This window comes from Streptomyces sp. NPDC058650 (assembly GCF_042717315.1).
Classification (GTDB): domain Bacteria; phylum Actinomycetota; class Actinomycetes; order Streptomycetales; family Streptomycetaceae; genus Streptomyces.
On the sequence record NZ_JBHXRL010000001.1, the window covers coordinates 437,156 to 448,559 of the forward strand.

10 protein-coding genes are annotated in these 11,404 nt (G+C 72.7%); 2 read left to right on the forward strand and 8 right to left on the reverse strand.

Features of this window, described 5'->3' with window-relative positions; translation table 11 throughout:
- Positions 1-6: 6 nt before the first annotated feature.
- The 3 genes from ACFWWU_RS02160 to pdhA form a co-directional block, all read right to left on the reverse strand.
- A complete protein-coding gene (locus ACFWWU_RS02160; RefSeq protein WP_384137884.1) occupies positions 7-1,422 on the reverse strand; it encodes a dihydrolipoamide acetyltransferase family protein in 1,416 nt (471 codons plus the stop codon).
- A complete protein-coding gene (locus tag ACFWWU_RS02165) occupies positions 1,422-2,396 on the reverse strand; it encodes an alpha-ketoacid dehydrogenase subunit beta (protein WP_384138419.1) in 975 nt (324 codons plus the stop codon). The genes ACFWWU_RS02160 and ACFWWU_RS02165 overlap by 1 nt, the downstream gene beginning before the upstream one ends.
- A gap of 98 nt (positions 2,397-2,494) precedes the next feature.
- Positions 2,495-3,655 (reverse strand): pyruvate dehydrogenase (acetyl-transferring) E1 component subunit alpha, encoded by a 1,161-nt coding sequence (pdhA, locus tag ACFWWU_RS02170; RefSeq protein WP_384138421.1) that lies wholly within the window; start codon positions 3,653-3,655, stop codon positions 2,495-2,497.
- Between the two features lie 342 nt (positions 3,656-3,997).
- On the opposite strand from pdhA, the gene ACFWWU_RS02175 reads away from it, so the two are divergent.
- Positions 3,998-4,471 (forward strand): Lrp/AsnC family transcriptional regulator, encoded by a 474-nt coding sequence (locus ACFWWU_RS02175; protein ID WP_359677011.1) that lies wholly within the window; start codon positions 3,998-4,000, stop codon positions 4,469-4,471.
- A 124-nt stretch (positions 4,472-4,595) separates the two neighbouring features.
- Here ACFWWU_RS02175 and ACFWWU_RS02180 read toward each other — a convergent pair whose 3' ends face one another.
- Both ACFWWU_RS02180 and ACFWWU_RS02185 read right to left on the reverse strand, forming a co-directional pair.
- On the reverse strand, positions 4,596-5,189 hold the full coding sequence (locus ACFWWU_RS02180) for a TetR/AcrR family transcriptional regulator (protein WP_384137886.1): 594 nt from the start codon (positions 5,187-5,189) through the stop codon (positions 4,596-4,598).
- Positions 5,186-6,757 (reverse strand): 3-hydroxyacyl-CoA dehydrogenase, encoded by a 1,572-nt coding sequence (locus ACFWWU_RS02185; RefSeq protein ID WP_384137888.1) that lies wholly within the window; start codon positions 6,755-6,757, stop codon positions 5,186-5,188. Before ACFWWU_RS02185 ends, ACFWWU_RS02180 begins: the two co-directional genes overlap by 4 nt.
- A gap of 124 nt (positions 6,758-6,881) precedes the next feature.
- Between ACFWWU_RS02185 and paaN the strand changes: the two genes are divergently transcribed.
- Positions 6,882-8,579 (forward strand): phenylacetic acid degradation protein PaaN, encoded by a 1,698-nt coding sequence (gene paaN / locus ACFWWU_RS02190; protein ID WP_384137890.1) that lies wholly within the window; start codon positions 6,882-6,884, stop codon positions 8,577-8,579.
- Between the two features lie 73 nt (positions 8,580-8,652).
- On the opposite strand, the gene ACFWWU_RS02195 is transcribed toward paaN, so the two are convergent.
- Genes ACFWWU_RS02195 through ACFWWU_RS02205 form a run of 3 tightly spaced genes read right to left on the reverse strand, consistent with a single transcriptional unit; the run spans position 8,653 to position 11,356 of the window.
- A complete protein-coding gene (locus ACFWWU_RS02195) occupies positions 8,653-9,354 on the reverse strand; it encodes a TrmH family RNA methyltransferase (protein ID WP_384137892.1) in 702 nt (233 codons plus the stop codon).
- A complete protein-coding gene (locus tag ACFWWU_RS02200; RefSeq protein WP_384137893.1) occupies positions 9,351-10,577 on the reverse strand; it encodes an HTTM domain-containing protein in 1,227 nt (408 codons plus the stop codon). Before ACFWWU_RS02200 ends, ACFWWU_RS02195 begins: the two co-directional genes overlap by 4 nt.
- Complete coding sequence (locus ACFWWU_RS02205) at positions 10,574-11,356, reverse strand: DUF5819 family protein (protein ID WP_384137894.1); 783 nt, start codon at positions 11,354-11,356, stop codon at positions 10,574-10,576. Before ACFWWU_RS02205 ends, ACFWWU_RS02200 begins: the two co-directional genes overlap by 4 nt.
- Positions 11,357-11,404: the final 48 nt, after the last annotated feature.

The window sequence follows — 11,404 nt, forward strand, 5'->3', positions numbered from 1 at the left end:
GGGGGGTCAGACCGTACGGAGCAGGACCGCGGGCTGTTCGACGCAGTCCGCCACGTACCGCAGGAAGCCGCCCGCCGTGCCGCCGTCGCAGACGCGGTGGTCGAAGGTCAGCGAGAGCTGCACCACCTGACGGACGGCCAGTTCGCCCTGGTGGACCCAGGGCTTGGGGATGATCCGGCCGACACCGAGCATCGCGGCCTCGGGGTGGTTGATGATCGGCGTGGAGCCGTCGACCCCGAACACCCCGTAGTTGTTCAGGGTGAACGTGCCGCCCGTCAGATCGGCCGGTGTGAGCGTGCCCTGCCGGGCGGACTCCGTGAGCCGGGCGAACTCCGCCGTGAGCGACTCCGCCGTCCGCGCCCCCGCGTCCCTGACCACCGGGACGACCAGACCGCGCGGGGTCTGGGCGGCGAAGCCGAGGTGCACGGCCGGCAGCCGGACGATCTCGCGGGCGGCCGTGTCCACCGTGGAGTTGAGCTCGGGGAACCGAGCCAGGGCGTGGGCGCAGATCCGGGCGAGGAGCGCGAGCAGCGAGATCTTCGGCCCGCCCGCCGTGTTCATCGCGAGCCGGGCCGCCATCAGCTCGGTCGCGTCGGCGTCGACCCAGCAGGTCGCGTCCGGGATCTCCGTACGGCTGCGCGACAGCTTGTCCGCCACCACGCCACGGAGCCCGCGCAGCGGAATCCGCTCTCCGACCGCCGCGGAACCCGCCGGAGCGGACACGGAGGCACGAACGGCTGCGGGCGCGGGTGCCGGGGCGGCCGTCGGGGCGTCGACCGGCCGGTCCAGGGCCGCGAGCGCCAGCTCCACGTCCGCCCGCAGGATCAGCCCCTCGGGCCCCGATCCGCGTACCTCCCGCAGGTCGAGCCCCCGGTCCCGGGCCAGCTTCCGTACGAGCGGCGAGATGACCGGCACCGGGCCCGCGGGCTCGGTGGACGCCGGAACCACTGCCGCCACGGCCGCGGGTGCGGCCGCGGAGACGACGGCCGGAGCCGGGGCGACCGCAGCCGGGGCGGCCGTCGGGCTCGCGTGCCGCACCCGTCGGCGCCGGGCGGCGGGCCCCGCCGTGCCGTACCCCACGAGCACGTTGCCCGAGTACTCCGAGGAGACGGCGGACTCGCCCACCGTGGGGGCCGCTTCCGGAGCAGCCTCCGCGAGCTCCTCCGGCGCACCCGTACCGCCCACCGCGACCGTCAGGAGCGGCGCGCCGACGGGCAGTTCGGTGCCCTCCTCGCCGTACCGGGCGGTGACGACGCCGCCGTACGGGCAGGGCACCTCGACCATGGCCTTGGCCGTCTCGACCTCGACGACCGGCTGGTCGATGGCGACGACGTCGCCGACGGCGACGAGCCAACGGACGATCTCGGCCTCGGTGAGCCCCTCGCCGAGGTCGGGCAGCTTGAATTCGAGCACCTGGGCCATCAGCTCTGCGCCTCCCACTGCAGCCGCGCCACCGCGTCCAGGACCCGGTCCACGCCGGGCAGATGGTGCCGCTCCAGCATCGGCGGCGGGTACGGGATGTCGAAGCCCGCGACCCGCAGCACCGGCGCCTCCAGGTGGTGGAAGCAGCGCTCCATGACGCGCGCGGCGATCTCCGCGCCGGGGCCGGCGAAGCCGGTCGACTCGTGGACCACGACCGCCCGGCCCGTGCGCCGTACCGAGGCGCAGACGGTCTCGTCGTCGAACGGCACGAGCGAGCGCAGATCGACGACCTCCAGGTCCCAGCCCTCGGCCTGGGCGGCCTCCGCCGCCTCCAGGCAGACCGGAACCGACGGGCCGTAGGTGATCAGGGTGGCGCCGTTGCCCCGCCGCCGTACGACCGCCTTGCCGATCGGCTCGACGGGCGCGGGCGCCTCGGGCGACCAGTCGGACTTCGACCAGTAGAGCCGCTTGGGCTCCAGGAAGACCACCGGGTCGTCGGAGGCGATGGCCGCGCGCAGCAGCCCGTAGGCGTCCTCGACGGTCGCCGGGGTGACGACGTGCAGGCCGGGGGTGGCCATGTAGTAGGCCTCGGAGGAGTCGCTGTGGTGCTCGACCCCGCCGATCCCGCCGCCGTACGGGACACGGATGACGATCGGCATCGGCATCGCGCCGCGCGTACGGTTCCGCATCTTCGCCACGTGGGAGATCAGCTGCTCGAACGCCGGGTAGGCGAAGGCGTCGAACTGCATCTCGACGACCGGCCGCAGGCCGTACATGGCCATGCCGACGGCCGCGCCGAGGATGCCCGCCTCGGCCAGCGGGGTGTCGGTGCAGCGGTCCTCGCCGAACTCCTTGGCGAGCCCGTCGGTGACCCGGAAGACACCGCCGAGCGTGCCGACGTCCTCGCCCATCACGTGGACGGTCGGGTCCTCGGCCATCGCGTCGCGCATGGCGCGCTGGAGCGCCTGGGCCATCGTCGCGGGCTTGGGCTTCCCGGCGGCACCGGCGGCCTTGGCCGCCTGGGCCGTCTTGGCCCCCTTGGCCGCCGCGGGGCCGGTCGTCGCGGTCGTCATCACGCCTCACCCTCGGCGTCGAGCTCGGCGCGCAGCTGCGCCGCCTGCTCGCGCAGCTGCGCGGTCTGCTCCGCGTACACATGGGAGAACAGGTCCATCGGGTCGAGGACCGGTTCGGCGTTCATCCGCTCGCGCAGCTCCGCCGCCATCGTCTCGGCGGCCTCGGCCGCCGCACGCCTGCCGTCCTCGTCGAGCAGGCCACGCTCCGTCAGTTCCCGTTCGAGAAGCAGGATCGGGTCGTGCGCCCGCCAGGTCTCGACCTCGCCGGCGGGGCGGTAGCGGGTGGCGTCGTCGGCGTTGGTGTGGGCGTCGATCCGGTAGGTGATGGCCTCGACGAGGGTGGGGCCGCCGCCGCGCCGCGCGCGTGCCACGGCCTCGGTCAGCACCTGGTGGACGGCCACCGCGTCGTTGCCGTCGACGAGCCGGCCCGGCATCCCGTATCCGACGGCCTTGTGGGCCAGGGAGGGGGCGGCGGTCTGCTTGGCCAGCGGCACGGAGATCGCGAAGCCGTTGTTCTGCACGAAGAAGACCACGGGGGCCTTCCAGACGGCCGCGAAGTTCAGCGCCTCGTGGAAGTCGCCCTCGCTGGTGCCGCCGTCGCCGACCATGGCGAGGGCGACCACGTCGTCGCCCTTGAGGCGGGCGGCGTGGGCGAGGCCCACCGCGTGCGGGAGCTGGGTGGCCAGCGGGGTGCAGAGCGGCGCGATGCGGTGCTCGCGCGGGTCGTACCCGGTGTGCCAGTCGCCGCGCAGCAGCGTCAGGGCCTGTACGGGGTCGAGGCCGCGGGCGACCGCCGCGAGGGTGTCGCGGTACGAGGGGAAGAGCCAGTCCCGCTCCTCCAGGGCCAGGGCGGCGGCGACCTCGCACGCCTCCTGGCCGGTGGTGGACGGGTACACGGCGAGCCGGCCCTGCTTGGTGAGCGCGGTGGCCTGCGTGTTGTACCGGCGGCCGCGGATCAGCTCCGCGTACAGCCGGAGCAGCAGCGCGGGGTCGGCGTCGGCCACGGCGTCCGTGCCGAGCACGCGCAGCGGCTCGGCGTCGGGCAGCAGCGGGGCGGGGTCGGTACGCGGCTGCCACGCCGGCGGCGGGGTGGGCCGGTAGGCGGGAACGGCACCGGGCGGCTCTTGGACTGTCGAACTGCGCTGTTGCAACGAGTCCACCTCCTCGTGGGAGCGGGCATAAGACCCGAAGGCGGGTGGCGCGAGTGTGGCGCGCCTCACCTACCGATTGTTCGGTCGTGGAGGCATTTTGGCTACAGGCACCTCCAGCCTGTGGACAAACGGTTCTCCACAGCCTGGGATAGGAGCAGGTCGTCCACCGGAGAGAGGCGGGGGGACATGGCGGATGAACAAATGGCCGTCGATCGGAGCGGGGCTCCGACCGACGCCCCGGGCGGGACACCGGGCGAGGCACGAGGCGGGGCAGTGGGCGAGGCACTCGGCAGGCCGCTCGGCGGGACCGAGGGCGAGGTGCCCGAAGAGGCCCTGAGCGCGCCGATCGGCATGCCGACGGGCGCCCCGCCGCCACGCCCACTGGACGCGATCGACCGCGACATCCTGAGGTTGCTGCAAACGGACGGCCGCGCCTCGGTACGCTCCGTGGCCGAGCGGGTGCACGTCTCCCGGGCCAACGCCTACGCGCGGATCAATCGGCTCATCGACGACGGGGTGATCCGTGGCTTCAGCGCCCGGGTCAACCACGAACGGGCGGGGCACGGCGCCTCCGCCTACATCACGCTCAAGATCGTCCAGAACTCCTGGCGGACGGTCCGCGAACAGCTCAGGGCGCTGCCGGGCGCCACGCACATCGCGCTGGTCAGCGGCGATTTCGATGTACTGCTGCTCGTGCACACCCCGGACAACCGGACGCTGCGCGAGCTGGTGCTCACCCGGCTCCAGTCGATCCCCGAGGTGCTGTCGACCCGCACCCTGCTGGTCTTCGAGGAGACGGACCTCAACACCGACCACCGCCTCTGACCGCCGGCAGAACGAAAGACAGCACGACGAGCAGCACGAAAAACAGGACGGCCCCCGAAGGGGCCGTCCTGACACCACACCGCCCCCGAAGGGGCCGTCCTGACATCGCCCCCGAAGGCCGTCCTCAGCGAGCGGTCCGCAGCCCGTCGAACGCCAGGTGCGCGACGGTCTCGGCGAGCTGCTCCCGCTCCGCCACCGCGTCCGGATGCGGCCGGTACCACTCCACCAGCGAGTTGATCATGCCGAAGAGCAGCCGGGTCGCGAGCCGGATGTCCACGTCCGCCCGCAGATCGCCCTCCGCCGCCGCGGCCTTCAGCAGCTCGGCCACCCGGTGGTCGAACTCGCGCCGCCGCTCCATCGCCCACCGCTCGGTCGCGGTGTTGCCCCGCACCCGCAGCAGCAGCGTCACGTACGGCAGCTCCGCTATCAGCACCTCCACGGTCCTGCGCGTGACGTACTCGACCCGCTCGACGGCCCGGCCGCGTACCGCTCCCGGCTCGTCGAGCACCGTGAAGAGCCCGTCGAGCGCCCGGCTGACCGCACGCCGCAGCAGCTCCTCCTTGCCGGACACGTGGTGGTAGATCGACGACTTGGAGATCCCCGCCGCCTTGGACAGGTGCTCCATGGACGTGCCGTCGTAGCCGCGCTCGTTGAAGACCCGCACGGCGACCGAGAGCAGCGTCTCCGGGGTGTACGTGTCGCGCTTCGCCGTCGTCATCGGCCTTCCTTCCCGATCCGGGCCGCATCGGCGCTTCCCTTGCGGGCGGAGGCCAGGCTCGGCGCGTACCGCCCCGTCGGGTAGCGCTTGTTCATCTCCGACAGCAGGTCGCACACCCGCATGTGCCCCACCTGCTCGGCCCACTCCAACGGGCCGGCGGGGTAATTGACCCCGAGCCGCATCGCCGTGTCCACGTCCTCGGCGGTGGCGACGCCCCGGTCGACCGCGTCGGCCGCCAGATCGGCCAGCATCGCGACCGTACGGGCGACGATCATGCCGGGCACGTCACCGATCACCGACACCTGCTTGCCGAGCGCCTGGAAGAGGCCCACGGCCTCCGCGAGGACCTCGGGCGAGGTCCGCTCCGCGGTGGAGAGCACGATCCGGGTCGCGCGCGCGTAGTCGAGCGCCAGATCGAAGTAGACGATCTCGTCGCCGAAGTACTCGAAGGCGGTCTCGCCGTCCGCGAGGACGAGCTGGGCGCCGCCCGGCAGCACGATGAACCCGTCACCGCCCTTGCGCCGCACCTTGATCCCCGCGTCCTCGCAGAGGCCCACCAGAGCCTCGGCGGGGCCCAGGTCGCCCCGGACGACGATCTTCGCGGGTGCTTCGGCGGGCGGCGCGTTGTGCGGCTCGGGCCGCTCGGCGCCCTCCTCGTACGAGAACCAGCCCTGCCCCGACTTACGGCCGAGCCGACCCGACTCCACGAGCCGCCGCTGCGCGAGCGAGGGCGTGAACTTCGGGTCCTGGTGGAAGGACTCCCAGACCGAGCGGGTGACGGCCTCGTTCACGTCCTGGCCGATGAGGTCCGTGAGCTCGAAGGGCCCCATGCGGAAGCCGCCGCACTCGCGCAGGGCGGCGTCGATGGTGGCGGGGTCGGCCGCGCCCTCCTCGTAGACCCGCAGGGCCTCCGCGTAGAAGGGGCGCGCGACCCGGTTCACGATGAAGCCGGGGGTGTCCGCGCAGCGCACCGGCGTCTTGCCCCAGCCCTTCACCGTCGCGTACGCGCGCGTGGCGACGTCCGCGTCGGTGGCGAAGCCGCTGACGACCTCGACGAGCGGGAGCAGCGGCGCCGGGTTGAAGAAGTGGAGGCCGACGAACCGGCCGGGCAGGCGCAGCCCTCCCCCGATCGCGGTCACGGAGAGGGAGGAGGTGTTGGTGGCGAGGACGGTGTCGTCGCCGACGACCTTCTCCAGGTCGGCGAAAAGCCGCTGCTTGACGGCGAGGTTCTCGACGATCGCCTCGACGACGAGCGCCGCGTCCGCGAGCTCGTCGAGGTCCTCCGCCGCGTGCAGCCGGCCGACGGCGGCCTCGCGCGCGGCGGCGTCCAGGCGGCCCTTCTCCACGAGCCGGTCCAGGCGGGCGGCGAGGGCGGCCACGGCCTCCCCGGCCCGGCCGGGGGCGCTGTCGTAGAGCCGTACGGGATGGCCGGCGACCAGCGCGACCTGGGCGATCCCCTGGCCCATGGTGCCGGTGCCGACGACGGCGACGGTGCGGTCCTGTGCGAGGGCGGTCGGCTCACTGGCGGTCACGTCGTCGCTCCCCCTGACGGTCACGTTGGCGCTCATAGGAGTGATCCTCCCCGATGGGTTTTCCACAGGATCGGCGGACCCCCTTGTCCCGACCGATCGTTCGGTTACTCTAACTCCGTACGCGTCTCCCTGCCCAGCTCGACGAGGAGTTGGTCCATCCATGGCCACCGCTCTGCCGACCACCGACCGTCTGGCCGAGAAGCACCGGTCCACGCTCGATCAGGCACTCGCCACGATCCGCACCCGCGCCTACTGGTCGCCGTACCCCGAGCACCCGAAGGCCTACGGGGAGGACGGCTCGCTCGACGCCGCGGCCGGCCTCACCGCCCACAAGGCCCTGCTGAACACCCGCTTCGAGCTCGACCAGCCCGGCACGGACGGCTGGACCGGCGGCGAGGTCTCGCCGTACGGCCCGGAGCTCGGCATCGAGTACCCGCACGCCGACATCGACGTCCTGCTGCCCGCGATGCGCGCGGGCACGGCCGCCTGGCGCGACGCCGGGGCGGAGACCCGCGCCCTCGTCTGCCTGGAGATCCTGTCCCGGATCTCGGCCCGCACCCACGAGTTCGCCCACGCCGTCATGCACACCAGCGGACAGGCGTTCATGATGGCGTTCCAGGCCGGCGGCCCGCACGCCCAGGACCGCGGCCTGGAGGCCGTGGCGTACGCGTACGAGGAGCAGACCCGCACCCCCGCCGGGCGGGCCGACTGGTCCAAGCCCCAGGGCAAGCGCGACCCGCTGGAGCTGTCCAAGGAGTTCACCCCGGTCGGCCGCGGCATCGCCCTGGTGATCGGCTGCAACACCTTCCCCACGTGGAACGGCTACCCGGGCCTGTTCGCCTCGCTGGCCACCGGCAACCCTGTCCTGGTCAAGCCGCACCCGCGCGCCGTCCTGCCGCTCGCGCTCACCGTCAGCGTCGCCCGCGAGGTGCTCGCCGAGTCCGGCTTCGACCCGAACCTGGTCGCGCTCGCCGTCGAGCGCCCGGGCGAGGGCATCGCCAAGACCCTGGCCGTGCGGCCCGAGGTCCGGATCATCGACTACACCGGCTCGACCGCCTTCGGCGAGTGGCTGGAGGCCAACGCCCGCCAGGCGCAGGTCTACACGGAGAAGGCCGGGGTCAACACGGTCGTGGTCGACTCGACCGACGACTACAAGGGCATGCTGGCCAACCTGGCGTTCTCGCTGTCGCTGTACAGCGGCCAGATGTGCACGACCCCGCAGAACCTGCTGATCCCTCGCGACGGCATCACCACCGACCAGGGCTCGAAGTCGTACGACGAGGTCGTCGCCGACCTCGCTGCGGCGGTCGGCGGCCTGCTCGGCGACGACGCCCGGGCGAACGGCCTGCTCGGCGCGCTGGTCAACCCGGACGTGAAGGCGCGTCTGGAAGCGGCCGCCGGCCTCGGTGAGGTGGCGCTCGCCTCCCGTGAGGTCGTCAACCCCGACTTCCCGGACGCCGTGGTCCGTACCCCGGTCATCGTGAAGCTGGACGGCTCCAAGCCGGACGCCCAGGCCGCGTACTTCTCCGAGTGCTTCGGCCCGGTCTCCTTCGCCGTCTCGGTGGACTCCACCGCCGACGCCCTGGAGCTGCTGCGGCGCACGGTCCGCGAGAAGGGCGCGATGACGGTCGGCGCCTACACGACCTCGGCCGAGACCGAGCGCGCGGTCGAGGAGGTCTGCCTGGAGGAGTCGGCGCAGCTCTCGCTGAACCTCACGGGCGGGGTGTACGTCAACCAGACGGCGGCGTTCTCCGACTTCCACGGCTCCGGCGGCAACCCCGCGGCGAACGCGGCGCTGTGCGACGGCGCCTTCGTCTCGAACCGCTTCCGGGTGGTGGAGGTCCGCCGCCAGGCCTGACCCCCCGAGCCGGTACCGCGGGGGCCCTTCAGGGCCTCCGCGGCCGGTCGGGCGAGCGGATCAGGCGAGCGGATCAGACAGGGGTGTCGATCTCCGCGTACCGCTGCACCCACGCGTGCATGGCGATCGCGGCGGCCGCCCCCGCGTTGATCGACCGGGTCGAGCCGAACTGGGCGATCGAGCAGACCATCTCCACGCGGGCGCGTGCCTCGTCCGTGAGCCCCGGGCCCTCCTGTCCGAAGAGCAGCACACAGCGGCGCGGCAGCACGGTCCGCTCCAGCGGCACCGCGCCCGGGAGGTTGTCGATCCCGATGATCGGCAGGCCCTCGGCCGCCGCCCACGCGGTCAGCGACTCGGTGTCCGGGTGGTGGCGGACGTGCTGGTACCGGTCGGTGACCATGGCGCCCCGCCGGTTCCAGCGCCGTCGGCCCACGATGTGGACCTCCTTCGCGAGGAAGGCGTTGGCGGTCCGTACGACCGAGCCGATGTTGAAGTCGTGACCCCAGTTCTCCACGGCCACGTGGAAGTCGTGACGCCGGGTGTCGAGGTCGGCGACGATCGCCTCCCGCGTCCAGTACCGGTAGTGGTCCACGACATTGCGCCGGTCGCCACCGCCGAGCAGTTCGGGGTCGTACCGCTCGCCCTCAGGCCACGGCTCCGGGTGCGGCCCGACGCCGATCTCGGGGCCGAACCCCTCGTCGTACTGAACCGGCTCGGCCGCCTCTGCCGCCGCTTCCGCCGCCTCGGCTCCGGGATTCTCTTCGGTGGTGCTCACCCGACGAGGGTACGGGGGCCGTGCTCCTCACCCGTACGGCGCTGCTCGGGCAGCCCTCCGGCGGACCGTCGGCCAAGGAGCCGGTCCCTGCCCCGCGCCGCCCGTGCGCCGAGGGCCACCAGGAAGGCCGTCGGCAGGAACACCGCGTCGGCGGAGATCATCGCGAGGGAGAAGACCGGCAGCCCGAGGAGCAGGGCGATCCCGGCGTGCTCCAGCATCATCGCGACCAGCAGGACGTTCTTCACCTTGCGGTGGAAGAGCGTGAACGGGAAGGCGACCTGCACGATGACCGTGCCGTAGGTCAGCAGCATCACCATGATCCCGCTGGAGCCGAGCAGCTCGGAGAGCGCGGGCCAGGGCGAGAAGTAGTCCAGGTGGAGCGGGTAGTACAGGGCCGTGCCGTCCTGCCAGCGCGATCCCTGGATCTTGTACCAGCCGGCCGTGGCGTAGATCAGACAGACCTCGGCCATGATCACGACGAGGGCGGCGTTGTGCGTGAGGTTGGCGAGGACGTCGAGCAGAGTGCGCGGCTCCCCGGGAGCCATCCTGCGGACCAGCCACCACAGCCCGTGCCCGAGCCACAGCACCCACAGCAGCACCGGCAGCCACCACTCCCCGGTGACGTCGCCGAACCAGGTGGTGGCGAGCAGGAAGCCGCCGAGCACGATCCACAGCAGCGGGCCGGCGACGTCCTCACGGGCCCCGAGGGCGGCCCTGCGGGCGGCCCTGCGGGCGTCGAGGGACCACACCTGGCCGCAGCGGGTCAGGACGAGGTAGATCGCGGCGAGGTGGAGGACGTTGTCGCCGCCGTCGCCGAGGAAGACGGAGCGGTTCTGCAGCGAGAGGACCCCGACCATGAAGACCACCGACACGGCCCGGGTGTGCCAGCCGACGAGGAGCAGGGCGGCGGAGAGCACCGCGAGCCCGTAGACGAGCTCGAACCAGACCCGCCCGTCCGACCACATCAGCACGGAGAAGGACCGGTTGTCGGCGATCAGCCGGCTCGCCAGCTCCCAGGACCACGGGCCGTCGGGCCCGTACATCTCGTGTCGGTGCGGCAGCTCGCGCAGCAGGAAGACGAGCCAGGTCAGCGAGAAGCCGATCCGCACGATCGCGGTCTGGTGCGGGCCGAGCGCGCGGCCCGTGACGGCCTGGACGGCGCGGGCGATCCGCCGGTCGAAGGGCTCACTCGTCCGCGCGCGCGTGGCGGTGGGACCACTCATCGGCTTGCCTCCCCACGGCTCGGGCCGGCGGCGTCCGTACGGCTCCGGGAAGCGCCGTCCGGCAGGTCGGCGTCGGTCACCTGCCACCAGGGGAAGTCCCGGTAGGAAGGGGTGACGTCGTGCTTCTCGGTGCTCCACCGGGGCGCGGGTACGGGCCGGGTGACCGCGCGCAGCTGGACGCGCCGCACGTCGGCCCCTTCGAGGGAGGCGAGGCCGTCGAGCCGGAGCACCGCGATCCGGCGCATGTACTCCTCCGAGAGGTGACCGCGCAGCCCGAGGGGGCTGTCGTCGTCGGAGTGCGTGTTCAGGTAGAGGTCCACGGCCCTGCGGAGCTCGTTCTGCTGCGTGTGGCTGGGCAGCGGGTTGTGGCGGATCGCCGCCGCGTCCTGGGCGGTGAGGTCGATCCAGCCGGTGGTGCGGCGGCCGTCGCCGGGGGTGACGATTTCGGCGCGGACCTCGACGGAGACGTTCTGCTGGAGGGGGTTGGGAGCGAAGAGCTTCCAGTTCTGTTCGAACTCGGGGTAGACCCAGTCGGCGACGGCCTGGCCGTGCCGCTTGGTGAGCGTGTTGGACGGTGCGACGTGCAGGAACACCATCGCCAGGTGGACGCAGACGAAGACCCCGGCCACGGCGAGCGCCACGGCGGCGACGACCTGGTAGGGCAGTGACAGGGCCATGATCCCGCTGCCGGCCGGACCCGCCGCGGGCGGGCCGTTCGTCACCGCGTCAGCGTCCGTTTCGACGTCCGCGTCGAGGTCCCTTTCGACGTCCGCGTCCATCCCGCCCCGATCCCGATCGGCCCACCTCGGTTATCCACAGGGTTGACA